This is a genomic window from Anaeromonas frigoriresistens (genome assembly GCF_016820655.1).
GTDB classification, from domain to species: domain Bacteria; phylum Bacillota; class Clostridia; order Tissierellales; family SIT17; genus Anaeromonas; species Anaeromonas frigoriresistens.
On sequence record NZ_WSFT01000008.1, the window covers coordinates 1 to 21,113 of the forward strand.

Genomic DNA, 21,113 nt, shown 5'->3' on the forward strand with positions numbered 1-21,113 from the left:
TATTATTTCTCCTATATAAAAAAATAATAGGTGTGGACGAGCCAATGCAAAAAGTCGTTTCGGTAAGGGATATATTTGGCTTATATAACCTTTGTCGTCAGTGGGGAGGGGGAACGCCATACCCACTATAAAAAATCTTCGGTTCGGGGGAACAACACCTGTTGAGAACTAGAAGTCATCAGAGCGGGGGCGGTGATTCGCAAAGACTTCTGCTATGGCATGAAAAAACCTAGCTGTAAGCGAGTACTAAGAAACCTCAGTTAGTCCTAAATGGGCATATCTAAGTACACATGCTTTTATCAATAGAAGAGTGTACCAACCTACAAAACAAATTGTGTACCAATTTTGATAAAAATATAGAAGTGAGTTTTAAAGAATCAAAACTCTACTTCATTGCTAAGTCAGCCTGGCGGCTTTTAAAGCGATAGCTTTCACCATTAAAAGTTAATATTTTACTATTATGGATTAAATGATCAATTATAGTTGCAGTCATACGTTCATTATGAAAAATATTAACCCATTGACCAAATTGAAGATTTGTATTTATAATAATAGAACCTCTTTCATATATTTCTGAAAATATTTGGAATAATAGCTGTGTTGTTTTCTTAGATAGTGAGACATATCCTAGCACACCAATAATTAATAAATCAATTTTATTAATTTCTTAAGGAATTTACCAAGTTCTAATTTATCCTCTAGCTCTACAAGTAAATTACCAAGAGTTGCAGCTGTGTAGAATTGAACTGATTTACCCCTTTTACAAGCTTCTATACCTAAAGATATAGATAAATGTGTTTTCCCAGTACCTGGAGCACCTATAAATATAAGATTTTGATTTATATCAGTAAAATCTAACTTAAATAAATCAAAACTTCGGTTTTTCTTAAGAATGGTGCCTTAGAAAAATCAAACTGTTCTATAGTCTTACGTTTTTTTTAGTTTGAAGTCGATTCCAGCACTTATTCAGAAGCCAATTATTTAGTTCATTAAAACCTTTAAAATCTAAGTAAGGTAAGAAATAGTTGTTTCCTGTGTATTTCACTAGATTCTCTACAAGTACTTTTTCATTACCTTTAGCAGGTCCACAAAATTCATCTTGCAATATACGATCATTACCTTTTTCAACTTCTTTAACTGTTTGAGTTAAATTATCAAATATAAATTTCCTAGGGATGCCTCCAAAGAAGACAACGGCCTTATTAAGACCATCAAAGAAAAATTCACTACTTTGTCTTGGATATGCATGTATAAATTCTGCTTTTTCGGAAGAAAGTTTAGCACAGAACACCTGTACTTTTCTAGGTATTCCATTATCTTTTACAATCATCTCCCCAAAGTTAACTTGTAAAACGCCCTTCGGGTGATCTAATTTAGGGAAGGCTTCTTTTGTAGAAAGGTTTAGTTCTTCTTCGATTTTCTAACTAGGTAAGTGAATGCAGAATAAGACCCTGTATATCCTTCTTCAGTAATGAGTTCATACATCCTATTTTTAGTTAATTTATGCTTTCTAGGTTTATTATAGTTAGCTTAAACCATAATTGTAATCCTATCTTTATATGGACCATTAACAGGCTGTTTATTTTCAACCGTTAGGTTGTAGCTGTTATCTTCATTTTCAATTGCTCTTGTAACTGTATTTCTATGCACATTTACTCTTTTTGCAATCTCTCGCTTTGAGAGTCCTTCATTAAAATATAAAAATCTGATATAATCATATTGTACCAATTTAATCACCTCGTAACCCCCTGTAAAAAATGTTTGACCTACATTAATTATACGGGAAGAGTTGATTGAAGTGGTATATTTTTTGTTTAGCAAAGGGTTAAATTTGGTACACTTTTATTTTAGCACTAGCATGAAACTCCTAACAAATGAATTATATATGAGAAATATAGAAATTGTATTTTAAATATTATAAGAGGAAATAAAAAATTTATTAATAATATAAATGAAGATGATTTATTATATAAATATCATATATTTAACTATTTTTTAAAGAAAGAATTTAGGGTTTACAAAATAAGCTAGAGTAGAAGATTCTTTATTTCTTGATTTTCTATTTTAAAAATAAATTAGATATTACTATTTTGTGTACACAAACAAGTAATTAATATTAATGAGTTATTAGGAAAGACAGGTGAAGACATGGGCAACCAAATAGAAGAAATGACAGCATATTTTAGAAGTGCAATTGCCTCACAGAGCAATCAAGCAATCAACTTTAAAGAAGATAATTATTGTATTTTTTCAAGTGAAGAATTAATTGATGGAAAGATTCATGAGAGTATATATCAAGTCTTATTAGAAGCCAATAAAGATAATAAATGCACAGATAATATTAAAGTAATAATTGTTGCCAAAACAATAAAAACTATTTTTGATTCTCAAGAAAAGATAAATAGTGACTTAGAGGATTTAACTGGTATATATTATATACCAGCTATTCTTAAAGAAGATGGAACTTTATCCTATGCAACGGGTAAATTACCATGGATACCTAGAGACTATCTTCAACCGATAGTTGAAGAAACTTTATCAATTGGTCACATTGAAGATTTTAATAATTATATGAGTAAAAGTATTGGATTAATTCATAATATAAAAACTTGGGGAGATTATATTGACTTTTCTCAAAAACTATATGAATTTGTGACAAAATCTAAATTTGATGACCTTCATTTGAAAGAATTAGAAATAGAAGACCAAGTATATATATTAAAGGATAATACTATAAATGCTACAACTTCAATATTAAAATTATATGATGATTTACTTAAAGAATATAAAGGCTCAAAGCTATATGAGAACTTTATAAATTTAAAATACAAAGATATATCTCCTTTAGTAAAAAACGAAATAAATGAGATGAAAAGACATTCTGGACAAATGGGAGGAGAGTACCCCTTATCACCTTCACAAAGAGAAAGTATAAATCACTTTAGTCTTATGGAAGAAGGCGAAATATTAGCAATAAATGGTCCTCCTGGTACTGGAAAAACTACCTTACTTCAATCTATTGTGGGGGATTTATACGTGGAAAAAGCATTAGAGAAAGAAAAACCACCACTGATAGTTGCTACCTCCACAAATAATCAAGCAGTAACTAATATAATAGAATCTTTTGGAAAGATTGAACCAATAGGTTATAGAAATCTTGAAGAACGATGGATTGAAGGGGTCAATAGCTTTGCTACTTACTTCCCATCATCATTAAAAGAGAAAATGGCTCAAAAAAAGGGGTATCACTTCACTAACATAAAAGGTGAATACTTCGTATCTGATATTGAGAGTGATGAGAATATACGGAAATCAAAGCATAAATTTATGACCAATTATAACTTATATTTCAATGAAAATATTTCTAATTTAGAAGATTGTGAAAATAAAATACATAATGTATTATGTGAAGTTAATGAGATTAAAAAGAATATATTAGATATAGCAAATAAATTAGAAAAATATAATACTGAGCATAAAAATATAAGAGAACTTTCTGATTCTCTTAGAATAAAAATAAATGACCATAAAGAAGAGATATCAAATATTTATATAAGGATTAAAGAATGGCAGAACCACTTTAAAAATATGCCACTCTTATACAAATTACTTAAATTTATAAGCCCTTTTAAAAGAAAAATACATAACATGAATAGAATGTTTATTGAGCCTAATGAAACTTTTTTAAATGAAGAGATGAGCTTAATAGAAATAGAAGAGGAATATAGTTATTTAATCAAAAATATTAAAAAACAAGTACATGCTATAACAAGGATATATGATGAGATACAGTCATTAATAAAAGATTATGATAGAAATATTTTAGATTTAAAAGAATTAAATATAGATGTTATTAAAGAAGATGTTATATATAATTTGAATTTAGAGGAAATTAATAAACTTTTGGATACTACTTTAAGGTATATACAATTTTGGTTAGCTGTGCATTATTATGAATGTAGATGGTTAAAGGGAGAAGATATGTTAACTGAGAAACAAAAAGGTACAAATTATCCAAATGTTGTAGAGCGGTTATATAATAGATTAAGCATGATAACTCCATGTTATGTAATGACCTTTTACCAGTTGCCACGTAATTTTTTATGCTACGAGGGAGGTAATAAAACTAATTATCTTTATAATCATATAGATTTATTAATAGTAGATGAAGCTGGACAAGTATCACCTGAGATAGGGGCATGTTCTTTTTCTTTAGCAAAAAAGGCTGTAATTGTTGGTGATATACATCAGATTGAACCAGTATGGGGAGTTAGTAGAGCTTTAGATAAGTCACTAGCTATAGAGAATAATGTAATTGAAAACAAGGAGCACTATGAGTTACTGGAGGAATTAGGTTTAAATGCTTCTAACTCTAGTATAATGAAAGTTGCTTCAAAAGCTTGTAAGTATAAAAAATTTAATCGACGGGGCTTGTTTCTAAGTGAACATAGAAGGTGTTATAATGAAATAATTTCTTATTGTAATGAATTAGTATATGAAGGAAATTTAAAACCGATGCGAGGATTAGGAGAACTCGATGAAAACTATCAACTTAAAAATATACCATATTTTGGTTATAAACAAGTTGATAGTGATTACTCATACAAAAGTGGAACTAGTAGATTTAATAAAAATGAAGCTAATGAAATTGCTAATTGGCTATCAATAAATTTTCAAACAATAAAAAAAGCTTATATACACGAAGAGGTTAGAAGTTTAGTTGGGATTATAACACCTTTTAAAGCTCAGGCAAAATATATAGAAAAAGAGCTTAAGAAGAAAATACCGCATATAAATGAATATATAAGTGTTGGAACTGTTCATACCTTTCAAGGTGCAGAGAGAAGGATTGTTATAATGTCATCAGTATATGGTAAAGATGATGGATGTTATTTTATAGATACCAATCGAAGTATGTTAAATGTTGCTGTATCAAGAGCAAAGGATAGTTTTTTAGTATTTGGAGACATTCGGAGTTTCAGCAATAGCAAGACGACTGCAAGTGGATTACTTAGTAGTTTTATAAGAAATCAAAGTATTTAATAAGAGTATTTATTATGTTTAGGTGTAAGTTTAAAATATTACTAATTCTAAAATAGATAATAATAGATATTGTAAAACTTCTAACATGAATAGTTAGGAGTTTTTTATTTCGTCATAAAATTATAATATATAACATATTAGACAAATATTTAAAATTAATAAAGGAAATAGGAAAAGAAAATAGAATTAATATAGTGAAGGAAAGTAGGATACATATTACTTTTTAAAATAGGAGGGGATATCATGGAATTTAATTTTGTTCCAATGAATTTAGACTATGCAAAGGAAATGATAGATAATTGGAAGTATGGAGAAGAGTATCAGGTATATGATTATGTGAATGAAACAGAGTTATTATTGGATGAAGAAAATTGGGGACATGGAAAATTTGCAGTCTTAGACGAAAAAGATGAACTTGTTGGAGAATTTACTATAGAGTTTTTCAAAGAAGGAGAGGAAGATTCAGAAGATGAAGGATATGTTGAGCATAGAGTAGTAAGAAGCAATCCTAAGAGTACATATGAAATGTGGGTAGGGTGGGGACTAAAACCTGAACTATGTGGAAAAGGACTTGGGGAAAAATTTGTGGCATCATGTATTGATTTCGCAATAGAAGAGTACAACTACAAAGGAGAATATGTTCATTTCGGAGTAGCTTCATTTAATAAAAGAGCAATTAAAGTATATGAGAGATTAGGGTTTGAAACATTCCGAACATGTGAAGGTGAAATCTCAAATGAAAAATTTGAAATTTATCAGATGAGAAGAAAAAAAGATAATAATTAGTAAATATATTTTTTTATATTGTTTAAGAAGGGGATGTTCGATGAATATTACATTCAAGACTATAAATAAAGAAAATTGGCTTGAATGTGTAAATTTAGAAGAGCCAGAAGAACAAGAAGACTTGTATTGAATAATACATTTTCTATACTTTAATCCTATTATGAAGAAGGAAATCATTTATGTAGAGTATATAAAGATGATACTATGGTTGGATTTTAATGTATTTTTATGATGAGTATTTCTAAGCATATAGATTAAGGAGATTTATAATTAATGTGGATTTTCAGGAACAAGGATACGGTAAAACATCACTTTTAAAATTAATTAATTTCATAAAATATGATCATAATGGAAAACAGCTCTATACTAGTGTGAAGCCTCAAAACAAGATAGCTAAAACTCTATATGAATCTGTTGGATTTAGAAAAACTGGGGAGATTAAGTGGAATGAAGAGATATTGGTAGTGGATATTTAAGTAGATATAATTTTTATTTTACAGTGGTTATAGCTGTATAAGTATAATAGAATAGATATTGTCAAAACTTCTAACATAAATAGTTAGAAGTTTTTTCTATACCTTCAAAGAGAACATATTTTCCTATATAATAGAAGGTAGAGTGAATTTTGGTTTTGAGAGAGGAGCATATGATAAATGAATTTTTTAGATGGACTTAATGATAAACAGAGGGAAGCAGTAAAGACCACTGATGGACCCTTATTAGTATTAGCAGGAGCGGGGTCTGGTAAAACGAGAGTTCTAACTCACAGAATAGCATATTTAATAAAAGAGAAGGATATATTCCCGGATAATATATTATCCATTACATTTACAAATAAAGCAGCTAATGAAATGAAGGATAGAATACAAAGATTAGTAGATACACGAGTTCAAGATATGTGGGTGGGTACATTTCACTCCATGTGTGTGAGAATGCTAAGAAGAGACATAGATAAAATGGGATATAATAGAAGCTTTGTTATATTTGATGGATCAGATCAAAACACGGTAATAAAGGATACGATTAAAGAACTTAATGTAAATGAGAAGATGTATGATCCTAAGTCTATGTTGCATTTTATAAGCAGTCAAAAAGATAAGCTTATTGATCCAGATACATATGTAAAGGATAACTATAATGATTTTAGAGAAAGACAAAAGGGTGAAATATATAAACTTTATCAAAAAAAGCTTCAAAGTAATAATGCTCTAGATTTTGATGATCTAATAATAAAGACTATAGAATTATTCCGTACAAATCCTGATATATTAAAATTCTATCAAAAGAAGTTTAAATATATTTTAGTAGATGAGTATCAAGATACAAATAGAGCACAGTATGAATTAGTTAAATTATTAGGCAGTCATCACAGAAATGTATGTGTAGTTGGCGATGATGACCAGTGTGTACTTCCTGATATGAAAATTAAAACCAGTGAAGGATACAAAGATATGAAATCTTTAGAAGAAGAAACTAGTATAGTATCTGCTGGAGGATGGGGAAAAGTATTACAAGGTAATGTTAATAAAAAATCTGAGAAATATTATAATGGAGCTATAGTTGAAATAAAGACCAGAAAAGGAAAGACTATAAAAACAACGCCTAATCACATTATGTTTGGGAAAATGAATGTGGAAGAATCAGAAAAAGCAACATATATTGATTTCTTTGGAAGTGAAGAAAAAAGTAGCAATGAACATTATAAACACTCAATTCAATTTAATGGTAAAGTAGAAGCTGTTGAAGAATATGATGAAGCTCGTACTTATGCTAAAAAAATAATATCCTTAGAAGAAGATATTGAAATAGTAAAGAGAGCTAGACTTACAGAAGAAACTACATTTAATTATATGCCGGCATCCCATATTAGACCTAGTATGTCAATTCCAGTATATGAGAATGGAGAAATAGTAGAGGACATTGTAAAAGAGGTTAATGTATTAGATTATGAAGGATATGTTTATGATATATCTATACCTAACTTAAGACAGTATATATGTGAAGATGTGGTAGTGCATAACTCCATCTATGGATGGCGCGGGGCGGATATAAGAAACATCTTAGACTTCGAGGATGACTATCCAGAGGCTAAAGTAATCAAACTTGAGCAGAATTATCGTTCAACTAAAAATATACTAGATGCGGCTAATAAAGTCATTGATAATAACATGGGAAGAAAAGGCAAAAAGCTTTGGACATCTCAAGAAGAGGGAACTCCTATTGGTGTATATAGAGGACAAAATGAACATGATGAATCTAGCTTTATATCTGCTAAAATAAAAGAAATAAGAGAAACCTACAGCAAGAATTATTCTGACTTTGCTATTCTATATAGAACTAATGCCCAATCCCGTGTATTAGAAGAAGCATTGGTGAAATCAAATATTCCTTATAAAATTGTAGGAGGACTTAAATTCTATGATAGAAAAGAAATAAAGGATATCATTGCATATTTAAGACTTATACAGAACCCAGTAGATAATATTTCTTTAAAGAGAATAATTAATGTTCCTAAAAGAGGTATAGGAAAAAGGACCGTAGAGAAGTTAGAAGAATATAGCATAGAAAAGGGAGAGAGTATCTATAGTGTGATATTAGATATAGATGAGATGGGTTCTCTATCCCATAGGGCTAAAAGTAAAGTTAAGGATTTTGTATCTATGATAAATAAATTCATAGCTATGAAAGAAATTTTGAGTGTAAAGGAACTTATTGAAAATGTTATAGATTCTATTGGGTACATTAAAGAGTTAAAGGCTGAAGATACATTGGAGGCCAAAAGTAGAATAGAAAATATAGAAGAGTTCATTTCTGTAGCGATAGATTTTGAAATAACTAGTGACGAAAAAACATTAGAAGAGTTCTTAGCGAACATATCCTTATTATCTGATATAGATAGAGTAGATGATGAAAATAATGATTCTGTAACCTTAATGACTCTTCATAGTGCAAAGGGACTAGAATATCCAGTGGTATTTCTAACAGGTATGGAAGAAGGGATCTTCCCAATATCTAGAGCTATGACCAGTGAGGATGATTTAGAAGAAGAAAGAAGATTATGCTATGTAGGTATAACTAGGGCTGAAGAAAAACTATTTATGACTTATACTACTCTTAGAACGATCTATGGTAAAACATCTTATAATAGTGTTTCGAGGTTTATTGGAGAAATCCCTGAAGGTTTAGTAGATGAAATAAACAATAGATTTGAACCAAAGAAAAAAAGAATGAGTAAAGAACCCCAAAAATATTTTACTGGATATACCTATGAAAATACTTCTACTGAAAAAAAAGGAGATGTGAAAATAAATATAGGTGACAAAGTAAAACACAAAAGTTGGGGAATAGGTACAGTAGTATCTATGCAAGGCAGCGGAGATAGTAAAGAAGCTACTATTGCCTTTAAGGACAAAGGAATTAAGAAGCTATTAGTATCCCTAGCTCCTATAGAGAAAGTATAAGAGAGGTGATATCGTGGATAAGAATCAAAGAATGGAAGAACTAGTAGAAAAACTTAATGAGCTGAATTATTATTATTATACTTTAGATGAGCCTAAGGTAAGTGATAAGGAGTATGATGAGCTTTACAATGAATTAACTAAATTAGAAGAAGAAACAGGAGAAGTTTTCCCTAATTCTCCTACTGGGAGAGTTGGAGGGGAAGTTTTAGATAAATTTCAAAAACATAGACATCTTTCTCCCCTTTGGAGTTTAGATAAATCCCAAAGTTATGAAGAATTGAGATCCTGGGAAAATAGAGTGGAAAGATTGATAAATGAATATAATAATAGTCATGAGGATCAGTTACCTAAACCCAAATATGTAATGGAGTATAAATTTGATGGTCTTACTATTAACCTTACTTATAATAACGGGGAACTAGTTCAAGGGGCTACTAGAGGAAATGGTGAGATAGGAGAGGCTATCTTACCTCAAATAAAGACTATAAAATCTATTCCTTTATTAATTCCTCATAAAGGTAGGATGGAAATACAAGGGGAAGGTCTTATGCCCCTATCTGTACTAGAAGAATATAACAAAAAAGCTGAGGAGCCTCTTAAAAATGCTCGAAATGCTGCAGCAGGAGCATTAAGAAATCTTAATCCAAAGGTAACAGCTAAGAGAAATTTAATCGGATATTTTTATAATATAGGATATATGGAAGGGATTAGCTTTGACACTCATTTAGAAATGTTAGATTTTCTAAAGGAAAATAGACTTCCTGTAAATAATTATATAAAAACCTTTGACAATATAGAGGATATGATAGCAGAAATTGAGAGGGTAGATGAAGAAAGGCATACCTTAGATGTATTAACAGATGGATTGGTTATAAAAATAAATGATATGAAAACTAGGGAAGTCTTGGGTTATACTCAGAAATTTCCTAGATGGGCAATAGCATATAAATTTAAAGCAGAAGAAGTAACTACTGAATTAATGAGTGTAAACTGGAATGTGGGAAGAACAGGAAAAGTAACCCCCTCTGCAATATTAGAACCAGTAGATATTGGTGGAGTTACTGTTGGAAGAGCTACATTAAATAACTGGGATGATATCAAAAGAAAGAATGTAGCCTTAGGATGTAGAGTCTGGCTTAGAAGATCTAATGATGTAATCCCGGAGATAATGGGAATAGTAGAGGATAGTTGTGAGGAAAGAAGAGAAATAGAAAAGCCAGAAGAGTGTCCAGCCTGTGGAACAGAGCTTATCCAAGAAGGAGTTCATATATTCTGTCCTAACTCTATGAGTTGTAAACCTCAATTAGTTTCAAGGGTTGAGCATTTTTCCAGTCGAGATGCAATGAATATAGAAGGATTTAGTGAAAAGACTGCCGAGCAATTATTTGAAGAGTTAGATCTCAAGGAATTACCTCAATTATACGAACTTAACTACGATGATTTAATAAATTTAGAGAGATTTGGCAAAAAGAAAACAGAGAATCTTTTAAAGGCTATAGAAGAAAGTAAAAATTGTACTTTATCTGCATTCATATATGCCTTAGGAATACCAAATGTAGGAAGAAAAACAGCCTCTGACTTGGCTAATACTTATAAATCCTTTGATAAATTAAAAGAAGCTACCCATGAAGAATTAATATCTATCCCAGATATAGGGGATATAGTTGCTAGAGAAATAGTAGAGTTTTTTAATGACGAGGAAATCATGGAGAATATAGATAGATTATTTGAACTTGGAGTAAAACCTCATCATGAACAAGAAGAAGCAGCTTCCGATACTATATTTACCGATAAAAAGATAGTTATAACAGGTAGTATAGAAGGAGTTTCTAGAAAAGAAGCTAAGGCTATTGTAGAAAAAATGGGTGGAAGGATAACAGGAAGTGTAAGCAAGAATACTGATTTTGTTATATTAGGAGAAGATCCAGGAAGTAAGTATACTAAAGCTCAAGAGTTAGGTGTTGAGATTATAGATTCTGATAGGTTTAAAGAGATAATAGAAGGCTAGTTTACAAGAGATACTTAAGTATTGTATTATATTATCATTATATGTTTAAAAAGGAGGTAGAAAAATGTCTATTACTAAAGAACAAATTAAACATGTGGCAAAACTATCTAGATTAGAATTTGATGAGGAGAGTATTGAAGTTTTTACAGAAAAATTTTCATCAGTTATAGATTATGTAGAGAAACTTAGAGAAGTGGATACTGAGGGAGTAAAACCTACATATCATCCTCACCCATCTATAAGAAATGTGATGAGAGAAGATGAAGTAAAAGAATCTCTCGATAGAGAAGAAGTAATGAAAAATGCTCCAGAGAATGAAAATGGATATGTAAAAATACCTAAGGTATTAGATTAACGAAAGAGGTGAAATAATGGGACTATTTAAACTTACTATTCATGAACTTAGAGATAAGCTAAATACACGCGAAATTACATCAGAGGAATTAGTAAATGAGTTCTTTAATAGAATAGAAGCAACTGATGAATATATAAAAAGTTTTCTTTTATTAGATAAAGAAAATGCTATAAAAGAGGCAAAAAACATTGATGAAAGAAGAGTTAACGGAGAAAAATTAGGAGATTTAGCAGGAATCCCAGTGGCAATTAAAGATAATATATCTACAGAAGGATTAAAGACTACCTGTGGTTCTAAAATATTGAGTAATTATACTGCTCCCTACGATGCAACAGTAATAAAAAATCTTAAAGAAGCAGGAGCTATAATAGTAGGAAAAACAAACTTAGATGAATTTGCAATGGGTTCATCCACTGAAAACTCAGCTTTCCATACTACAAGAAATCCTTGGGATTTAGAGAGGGTGCCAGGAGGATCTAGTGGTGGTTCTGCAGCTGCAGTTGCAGCATATCAAGCTCCCTTTTCTTTAGGTTCAGAAACTGGTGGATCAGTTAGACAACCTGCTGCATTCTGTGGTGTAGTAGGACTTAAACCAACCTATGGATTAATATCTAGATATGGACTTGTTGCTTTTGCATCCTCATTAGATCAAATAGGACCTTTTACTAGGGATGTAGAAGATTGTGCAATAGTTATGAATACATTAGCCAGTCATGATAAGTTGGACTCTACTTCAGTAGAAATAGAAAAAGTAGATTATACAAAGAATCTTAAAAAAGATATTAAAGGTTTGAAAATTGGTGTACCTAAGGAATACATGGGTGAAGGAATAAGTGAAGATGTTAGAGAGAATATAAAAAATGTAATTGAAACATTTAAAACTTTAGGAGCAGAAGTAGAAGAGATGAGTCTTCCTTATTCTGAATATGGTTTAGAAACCTACTATATATTAGCTCCTTCAGAAGCCAGTTCAAATTTAGCTCGTTTTGATGGAGTGAGATATGGTAATAGAGCAGAAAATTATAATTCTGTAGAAGAACTATTTACTAAGACTAGAAGTGAAGGATTTGGAGAAGAAGTTAAAAGAAGAATAATGATGGGAACATATTGCCTGAGTTCTGGTTATTATGATGCTTATTATAAGAAGGCTCAAAAGGTTAGAACTCTTATTAAAGAGGATTTTGATAAGGCCTTTGATGAGTATGATGTTATAATATCACCAACTACACCATCTACTGCCTTTAAAATTGGAGAAAAAAGTGATAATCCATTAGATATGTATGCATCGGATGTCCTTACTGTAGCGGTTAATATAGCCGGAATTCCAGCTATATCAATACCTTGTGGTACATCTAAAGGTCTTCCAGTGGGATTACAGATTATTGGAAAATCCTTTGATGAATCAAAGATTTTAAATGTAGCATATAATATTGAACAAAAATTGAATTTCAACGAAACTCCTGAAATTGGAGGTGTAAAATAATGGGGTACAAAACTATAATAGGTTTAGAAATACATTCAGAATTATTAACAGATTCTAAGATCTTCTGTGGCTGTAGCACTGAATTTGGAGGGGACGTAAATACTCACTGCTGTCCAGTATGTTTAGGGCTTCCTGGAGCATTGCCAGTATTAAATAAAAAAGTAGTAGAATATGGTATCAGAGCAGGATTAGCCTTTAATTGTGACATCTCTAATCATACAAAAATGGATAGAAAAAATTATTATTATCCAGACTTAGTAAAAGGATATCAAATATCCCAGTATGATTTACCGTTATGTGAAGAGGGTTACACTGAGTTAGATACAGAAGAAGGAAAAAAGAAAGTTAAACTGATTAGAATTCATATAGAAGAAGACACAGGAAAATCAATCCATTCAACAGATGGAGGGACTTTATTAGATTATAATAGATCCGGTGTACCATTAATAGAGATAGTTACTTATCCTGACATGAATTCTCCAGAAGAAGCTAAAAACTTCTTAGACAAATTAAAATCTATATTGCAATACATTGAAGTTTCTGACTGTAAAATGGAAGAAGGTTCTTTAAGGTGTGATGTAAATATAAATGTTGTAGATGAAGAAACAGGAGAAAAAACAATGGTAACTGAGATTAAGAATCTAAACTCTTTTAAAGCTGCAGTGAAGGCAATGGAATATGAAGAAAAAAGACATATTGCTCTATTAGAAAAAGGAGAAAATACCATAAGAGAAACTAGAAGATGGGATGATACTAAAAATGAAACCATTTCTATGAGAGTTAAAGAAGATGCCAGTGACTATAGATACTTCCCAGAACCTGATATTGTAGATATGGATATCAGTAATGATTGGATAGAAAATATAAAAAATAATCTTCCTGAGCTTCCACAAGCTAAGATGGAAAGATTTATGAAGGCGTATAATCTTCCAGAATACGATGCTTCTATTCTTACATCAACTAGAGCCTTAGCTAATTTCTATGAAAAAACAGTAGAATACTCTAATGATCCAAAACAAGTAAGTAATTGGATAATGGGGGATATATTAAGAAGGCTTAAAGATGAAGATATGGAAATTGAGGATATGAGATTTGGAGCAAAAGAATTAGCTAATCTTCTTAAGTTAATAGAAGAAGGTAAGATCAGTAATAATATAGGTAAAAAAGTCCTTAGAACAATGTTTGAAGAAGGCGGAGATCCAAATAGTATAGTAAAAGAAAAAGGCTTAATTCAAATTAATGATGAAGATGAAATAAAGAAAATGGTATCAGAAATCATTGAAAAGAATCCTCAATCTATAGAGGATTATAAGAATGGAAAAGACAGAGCCCTAGGATTTTTAGTAGGTCAAGTTATGAAAGCAACAAGAGGAAAAGCAAATCCTCAAATGGTAAATAAAATGATACTTGAAGAATTAAATAAGTAAAATTACTACCCTTAAGGACTTAGAACCTTAAGGGTAGTAAAAAATTAAAATTAATTAATATAATTTTCTGAATATTACTTTGTAATATATAATAATATGTAATATAATTTTACTTGTCCTATTTTTTTGAAAATTGTATTTGTATAGAATTGCATCTAAATTCATAATTCACTTAATTATCTGTGAATTATGAATAAAATGTAATAATTTATTAAAACTTATGTAATTGTAAAGTTAACGTAAAAACTATAATATAGTTATATACTACAATAGCACTTTTCTACATAAGAATAGGATTTTCTATTCTGTATGGATTTCTCCTTGATTTATAATGATGCTTATATCTATTCTTTTTAAAGCATTTAATTTTTTGATGGTTATTTTTCTGAAAATTATAATCATTTCTAATTTTTTGTTATTATTAAAATTTATTATAACTCTATCGTGGGAGGTGGATCTATAGTAAAGATATTTTTGTAAGATCTGTACTAATGTATCGTTTTTATCTTAAAATTTTATGGAGGTGTGTTAAATGGGAAGGTATATTATTAAACGTTTAATCTTTATGTTTATCAGTTTATGGCTTATTGCGACTATTACGTTTTTCCTAATGCATCAGTTGCCAGGTGATCCATTCTCTGATGGTAAAAAAGTCCAACCAGAAATTCTTAAAAATCTAGAGGCGAAATATGGATTGGACAAACCTTTGATTGTGCAATATGGTACATTCTTAAAAAATACTGCTAAAGGAGACTTAGGACTATCATTAAAATACAGAACTAGAACAGTTAACTCTATGATAGCTCAAGGATTTCCTAAATCATTAACATTAGGACTGTGGGCTGTAGCTGTAGGTCTAGTATTTGGATTGTCCTTCGGAATTATAGCCGCCCTGAATAATAAAGGATTTTTTGATTATTTTGTTATTATATTAGCTGTTTTAGGGGTTTCGGTTCCAAACTTTGTTTTTGCTTCGATATTCCAGTATTTCTTTGCACGGGAGTTCGGATGGTTCCCCGTAGCAGGATGGAAAGGTCCTATGTACATGGTATTACCAGTACTTGCCCTAGGACTTAGACTTATAGCATTCCAGGCTAGAATGATGAAGACGAACATGATTGAGATAATGGGATCTGATTATGTTAAAACTGCTAAAGCAAAAGGATTATCAAAAACTTCTGTTGTAATAAAGCATGTTATTAGAAATGCTATCCTACCAATCGTAACTATGCTTGGACCATTGATTGCTGGTATTGTTACAGGCTCATTCGTTATAGAGCAGATATTTGCAGTTCCAGGAATGGGTAAATTCTTCGTAGATGCTGTTAACCAATATGACTTTACATTAATATTAGGTACTACGTTATTCTATGCAGGATTACTAATATTCATGGTATTCTTAGTAGACATTTTATATGGATTCATTGATCCAAGAATAAGATTAGATGATTAGGAGGGTATATAATGGCAGAATTAAGTAAAGATAAATTTGTTATAGAAGGTAAGCGTACCTCCGATGCTGAGTCCATAGTTAGACCCAGTTTAACCTATTGGGCTGATGCATGGAGAAGATTAAAAACTAATAAAATGGCAATAACCGCAATGGTTATTTTGATTATTGTAACTTTATTTGCAATATTTGCACCAATTTTAAGTGAATTTGACTATCGTACTGGTGATTTATTAGAAGTTAACCGCCAACCAGATGCAGAGCATTGGTTCGGAACAGACGAGCTTGGTAGAGACTTATATGTAAGGGTTTGGGAAGGTACTAGAATTTCATTATTTATTGGTATTGTAACAGCTATGCTTAACTTCACTATCGGAGTTTTATATGGTGGTATATCAGGATATGTTGGTGGAAATATAGATAATATTATGATGCGTATAGTTGAGATATTATTCTCTATTCCATATTTATTATGGGTTATTATGTTAACGACAGTTATGGGATCAGGATTATTTACCATAATAGTAGCATTATCCATAGCCGGTTGGGGTGGTATGGCCCGTCTAGTTCGTGGTCAGATACTTCAAATTAAAGAGATGGAATTTGTTATGGCAGCTAAAACATTAGGAGCAGATGCTGGTAGAATTATTACTAAACACCTTATACCAAATACAATTGGTGTTATTATAATCAGTGTAACATTTGCTATACCAACTGCTATATTTGCAGAAGCATTCTTAAGCTTTATCGGACTAGGAATTAAAGTACCTTATGCAAGTCTTGGTTCTTTATCTAAGGATGGTACTCGTATGCTATTAGTACATCCATATCAATTAGTATTTCCATCTATAGTAATAAGTTTAATCATGCTTTCATTCCAGATTTTTGGAGATGGTTTGAGAGATGCACTAGATCCAAGATTAAGACAATAAAGGAGGTATAGTAATGGCCAGAGATAAAAGTAGAGTATTATTAGATGTTAAAGATTTAAGGGTATCCTTTGACACATATGCAGGAGAAGTTCAAGCTGTTAGGGGAGTATCTTTTTACGTAAATAAAGGTGAGGCACTTGCTATAGTTGGAGAGTCTGGATGTGGAAAGTCTGTTACAGCTCAATCCACAATGCAGCTTATACCTATGCCTCCAGGAAGAATAAAAGATGGATCTGTTATGTTTAATGGAAAGGACCTTACTAAACTTACAGATAGACAAATGGAGTCAGTTCGTGGTAGTGAGATAAGTATGATATTCCAAGATCCAATGACTTCACTAAACCCTACTATGAAAGTAGGAAAACAAATAATGGAAGGACTTATTAAACACCAAAGAATGTCTAAGTCCGAAGCAAAGAAAAAAGCTATCGAAATGTTAGATGTGGTTGGTATACCTAACCCAGATAAGCGTGTAGAACAATATCCCCATGAATTTAGTGGTGGTATGAGACAAAGAGCTATGATAGCTATAGCCCTAGCATGTAATCCGAAGCTTCTTATTGCTGATGAGCCAACTACTGCACTAGATGTTACAATTCAAGCTCAGATATTAGACTTAATGAAAGGTCTACAAAGAGACTTTGATACTTCAATTATATTAATAACTCATGACTTGGGTGTTGTAGCAGATATGGCACAAAGAGTAGTAGTTATGTATGCAGGTAAAGTAATAGAGTCAGGTACATTAGATGAGATATTCTATGATGGTCAACATCCATATACTTGGGGACTATTAAACTCTGTACCTAGACTAGATACTAATGCTAAAGAGAAATTGATCCCAATAGAGGGAACACCTCCAGATTTATTCTCACCACCAAAGGGATGTCCTTTTGCAGCGAGATGTGACTATGCAATGCCTATATGTAGAGAAGAGATGCCAGAAGAAACCTTCCTAACTGAGGACCATTTCGTCAAATGTTGGTTACAACATGAGATGGCACCAAATATAGAGAATCCTACTAAGATTAAAAGGGGAGGGAAATAAGAATGTCTGAAAAGAATTTAAAGGATAGAAAAAATTTAATTGAAGTTAAAAATCTAAAAAAACACTTTAAAGTTGGAAGAAATCAAATACTAAAAGCTGTAGATGGTATATCTTTTAATATTAGAGAAGGAGAGACTCTTGGTCTTGTTGGAGAGTCAGGATGTGGTAAATCTACTACTGGTAGAACATTAATTAGATTATATGAAGCTACTGACGGAGATGTTATATTTGATGGTATGAATATACACAAATTAAATAGAAAAGAAATGAAGAACTTCGCTAAACAAGTTCAAATGATATTCCAGGATCCTTATGCATCTCTTAATCCTCGTATGACTGTAGGAGATATAATTGGAGAAGGTATGGATATCCATAATATTAGAAAAGGTAAAGAAAGAACAGCAAAGATTTATGAACTTCTTGAGACTGTTGGTCTTAATAGAGAGCATGCCAGCAGATTCCCTCATGAGTTTAGTGGTGGTCAGAGACAACGTATAGGTATAGCAAGAGCTTTATCTATAGAGCCAAAATTCATTGTATGTGATGAACCTATTTCCGCTCTTGATGTATCTATTCAAGCTCAGGTAGTAAACCTTCTTGAAGATTTACAGGAAAAGATGGGATTAACATATCTATTTATTGCCCATGACCTTTCTATGGTTAAGCATATATCAGATAGAATAGCAGTTATGTATCTTGGTGCTATAATGGAGATTACAACAAGTAAGCACCTTTATGAGGAGCCTTTACATCCATATACACAAGCATTACTTTCAGCTATACCTATTCCTGACCCAGATATTGAAAGAAGTAGAAATAGAATCATTCTTGAAGGAGATGTTCCAAGTCCTATTAACCCTCCAGAAGGATGTAAATTCCAAAAAAGATGTAAATATGCTAAAGACATATGTAGAGAAAAAGCACCAGAATTAAGAGAAGTGAAACCTGATCACTTTGTTGCATGTCATTTAGTTAAATAATATATTAAGCCTTGAATCTTAGATTCAAGGCTTTTTTATGCTTAATGAAAGTTAATTTAATAGAATTTCTAGACTATTGATAAATGCAATTATAGAAGGCTTCAGAAAATAATGGAAGCAATAAAAAATAGGAGGTATAGGGGATGTGCAAAAGCACACATTATGTAACATTGATTGTTGATTATAGAGTGTAATAAATATAGACGTAAATGATGGGGAAATAAAGAGATAAAAAATAGGTAGTGATAGTGAGTTCTTAAGAGATTTACAAAGCCTAGAATGGAATCTAATAGCTTTAAGATATAGGTTTATATATAAATATTTAAAGATTATAGGAAGGGATTCAATCACCTAAAGGCTAGTATTACTCACTTTTTTACGTTTTCTTAACATATTCCCTGTGAGATTTAAGTTAAGAAATGGTTACAAAAAACAAAAAAACAATGTAATAATAGAGTTATTCATTTTGTAATAAAAGATATTATTTTGAATATTCACAATATTAAGAATATTAAAACGAAGAATATTACCTATATTCAATATATCCTCTGATTGTAATTATTTAGAAATATATATACTGAAAACTGTAATAGATTTGCCTTATTAAAAATGTTAAGGAATGTTCAAATTTACAGGTCTTGATAATCATTTAAAACTTTTCTATAATCAAATTAATCAATCACATACATAATATCTTAGTCAGGTAGTCAATAGATTAAGTGAAAGTTGACTTAGTAGAAGCTTTATATTCAAAATATACAGAATATTTTGAATATAACTAAAAACACAATACATTGAAATGATTTATATTTTAATGATTATTAAGGAGGTGAATGTTTTTTAACTTTATTAGAAACAAAACAATAAATAAGTTAGAAAAATATGAAAGGGGAAGTTGTAATGAAAAAAAGTAAAATTTTAATAATGCTATTAGTATTTGCTATGGTATTTACCCTTGCATTAGCTGGATGTAGTGGTGAAGAAGATGCAAATGAACCAGAAGAAAAAGAAACACCAGCAAATGAAGGTCAATCTTCTGAGGATTCAGGAGAAGAAAAATTAGCTGAAGAGCAAGTTTTAAGAGTGAATTGGCAATCTGAACCTCCAAGTTTAGATCCACAACTTACTCAGGATCATACTTCTTCTAATATATTAAATGATGCATTAGAAGGAATAATTAGATTGGATGAAGATGGTGTACCTAAACAAGGGTCAGGTATGGCAGAATCTTGGGAAGAAAGTGAAGATGGAACTAAGATTACTTTCAAGTTAAGAGATGCAAAATGGTCAGATGGTGAGCCTGTAACAGCTAATGACTTTGAATTTACTTGGAAGAGAGCATTAAATCCAGATACAGCTTCTACTTACGCATTTATGGCATATGGAATCAAAAATGGTGAAGCATATAACACTGGCGAAATAACTAATGCTGATGAAGTTGGAGTTAAGGCTATAGATGATAAAACTCTTGAAGTTACATTAGAAAGACCAGACCCAACATTTATTAGCAAATTACAGAATAGTACATTATTCCCTATAAGAGAAGATTTAGTAGAAAAGTGGGGAGATAAGTATGGCTCAGAAGTTGATTATATGGTATTTAATGGACCATTCGTTATAACTGAATGGGAGCACGAATCTCAATTAAATATGGAAAAGAATCCTGATTATTGGAATGTTGAAAATGTTAAATTAGACAGAATAGAAGGTATTATGGTTAGGGATTCTAATACAAGAATGAATCTTTATGAAACTGGAGAATTAGATATAGTAGAAGTGCCAGATCAATATTTAGAGCAATATAAAGATAAGTTAAATACTTATCCAGAAGCTTCTACATTCTACTATACATTTAATGTAGAAAATGAATTCTTCTCTAATCAGAAGATAAGAAATGCATTTGCAATGGCTGTTGATAGAATTAAGATTCAAGAGGCAAGAACTCAAGGTATTCAACCTCCAGCATGGGCATTTGTACCTCCTGGAATGCCAGGACCTGAAGGGAAGACTTTCAGAGAAGCAAATGGTGAGTTAATTAAAGATGTTGGAAATGGTACTACAACGGAAGAAGTTAAATCATTATTTGAAGAAGGATTAGAAGAAATAGGTAAAACAGCTGAAGATATGAATGGAATTAAAT

At 31.0% G+C, this 21,113-nt stretch carries 14 protein-coding genes and 2 pseudogenes; 13 read left to right on the forward strand and 3 right to left on the reverse strand.

All coding sequences use genetic code 11. The features are described 5' to 3' along the window. Positions 1–385 precede the first annotated feature (385 nt). The 3 genes and pseudogenes from GOQ27_RS17395 to GOQ27_RS00865 form a co-directional block, all read right to left on the reverse strand. Positions 386–894, reverse strand: a pseudogene (locus GOQ27_RS17395) (ATP-binding protein). Positions 895–919: 25 nt separating this feature from the next. Beyond that, complete coding sequence (locus tag GOQ27_RS00860) at positions 920–1,330, reverse strand: transposase (RefSeq protein WP_203364920.1); 411 nt, start codon at positions 1,328–1,330, stop codon at positions 920–922. A 200-nt stretch (positions 1,331–1,530) separates the two neighbouring features. Further along, entirely contained in the window at positions 1,531–1,737 is a 207-nt protein-coding gene (locus tag GOQ27_RS00865) for a helix-turn-helix domain-containing protein (protein WP_203364921.1), read from the reverse strand. A 411-nt stretch (positions 1,738–2,148) separates the two neighbouring features. On the opposite strand from GOQ27_RS00865, the gene GOQ27_RS00870 reads away from it, so the two are divergent. The 13 genes and pseudogenes from GOQ27_RS00870 to GOQ27_RS00930 all read left to right on the forward strand — a co-directional run. Beyond that, positions 2,149–5,043: a DEAD/DEAH box helicase gene (locus tag GOQ27_RS00870; protein ID WP_203364922.1), complete on the forward strand. Its 2,895-nt coding sequence runs from the start codon at positions 2,149–2,151 to the stop codon at positions 5,041–5,043. Positions 5,044–5,286: 243 nt separating this feature from the next. Then, positions 5,287–5,829 carry a GNAT family N-acetyltransferase gene (locus GOQ27_RS00875; protein WP_203364923.1) on the forward strand — a complete coding sequence of 181 codons (543 nt, stop codon included), beginning with the start codon at positions 5,287–5,289 and terminating at the stop codon, positions 5,827–5,829. A gap of 263 nt (positions 5,830–6,092) precedes the next feature. After that, positions 6,093–6,305, forward strand: a pseudogene (locus GOQ27_RS00880) (GNAT family N-acetyltransferase); the annotation flags it as partial. Between the two features lie 177 nt (positions 6,306–6,482). After that, positions 6,483–9,290, forward strand: coding sequence for a UvrD-helicase domain-containing protein (locus GOQ27_RS00885; RefSeq protein WP_203364925.1), 2,808 nt, complete (start codon positions 6,483–6,485; stop codon positions 9,288–9,290). A 13-nt stretch (positions 9,291–9,303) separates the two neighbouring features. Then, the gene (ligA, locus tag GOQ27_RS00890) at positions 9,304–11,298 is read left to right on the forward strand and encodes an NAD-dependent DNA ligase LigA (RefSeq protein WP_484477096.1); all 1,995 of its coding nucleotides are present in this window, start codon (positions 9,304–9,306) and stop codon (positions 11,296–11,298) included. Between the two features lie 64 nt (positions 11,299–11,362). Then, a complete protein-coding gene (gatC, locus tag GOQ27_RS00895) occupies positions 11,363–11,653 on the forward strand; it encodes an Asp-tRNA(Asn)/Glu-tRNA(Gln) amidotransferase subunit GatC (protein WP_203364926.1) in 291 nt (96 codons plus the stop codon). Positions 11,654–11,669: 16 nt separating this feature from the next. Beyond that, complete coding sequence (gene gatA, locus GOQ27_RS00900; RefSeq protein ID WP_203364927.1) at positions 11,670–13,136, forward strand: Asp-tRNA(Asn)/Glu-tRNA(Gln) amidotransferase subunit GatA; 1,467 nt, start codon at positions 11,670–11,672, stop codon at positions 13,134–13,136. After that, on the forward strand, positions 13,136–14,563 hold the full coding sequence (gatB, locus tag GOQ27_RS00905; protein WP_203364928.1) for an Asp-tRNA(Asn)/Glu-tRNA(Gln) amidotransferase subunit GatB: 1,428 nt from the start codon (positions 13,136–13,138) through the stop codon (positions 14,561–14,563). The genes gatA and gatB overlap by 1 nt, the downstream gene beginning before the upstream one ends. Positions 14,564–15,095: 532 nt before the next feature. Beyond that, on the forward strand, positions 15,096–16,016 hold the full coding sequence (locus GOQ27_RS00910) for an ABC transporter permease (RefSeq protein ID WP_203364929.1): 921 nt from the start codon (positions 15,096–15,098) through the stop codon (positions 16,014–16,016). An 11-nt stretch (positions 16,017–16,027) separates the two neighbouring features. Further along, positions 16,028–16,945: an ABC transporter permease gene (locus GOQ27_RS00915; protein WP_203364930.1), complete on the forward strand. Its 918-nt coding sequence runs from the start codon at positions 16,028–16,030 to the stop codon at positions 16,943–16,945. Between the two features lie 13 nt (positions 16,946–16,958). Then, positions 16,959–17,993 carry an ABC transporter ATP-binding protein gene (locus GOQ27_RS00920; protein WP_203364931.1) on the forward strand — a complete coding sequence of 345 codons (1,035 nt, stop codon included), beginning with the start codon at positions 16,959–16,961 and terminating at the stop codon, positions 17,991–17,993. A gap of 2 nt (positions 17,994–17,995) precedes the next feature. Continuing rightward, positions 17,996–18,973, forward strand: a complete 978-nt coding sequence (locus tag GOQ27_RS00925; protein WP_203364932.1) for an ABC transporter ATP-binding protein — start codon at positions 17,996–17,998, stop codon at positions 18,971–18,973. 900 nt (positions 18,974–19,873) lie between these two features. Next, on the forward strand, positions 19,874–21,113 hold a 1,240-nt coding region (locus GOQ27_RS00930; protein WP_203364933.1), incomplete at its 3' end, for a peptide ABC transporter substrate-binding protein.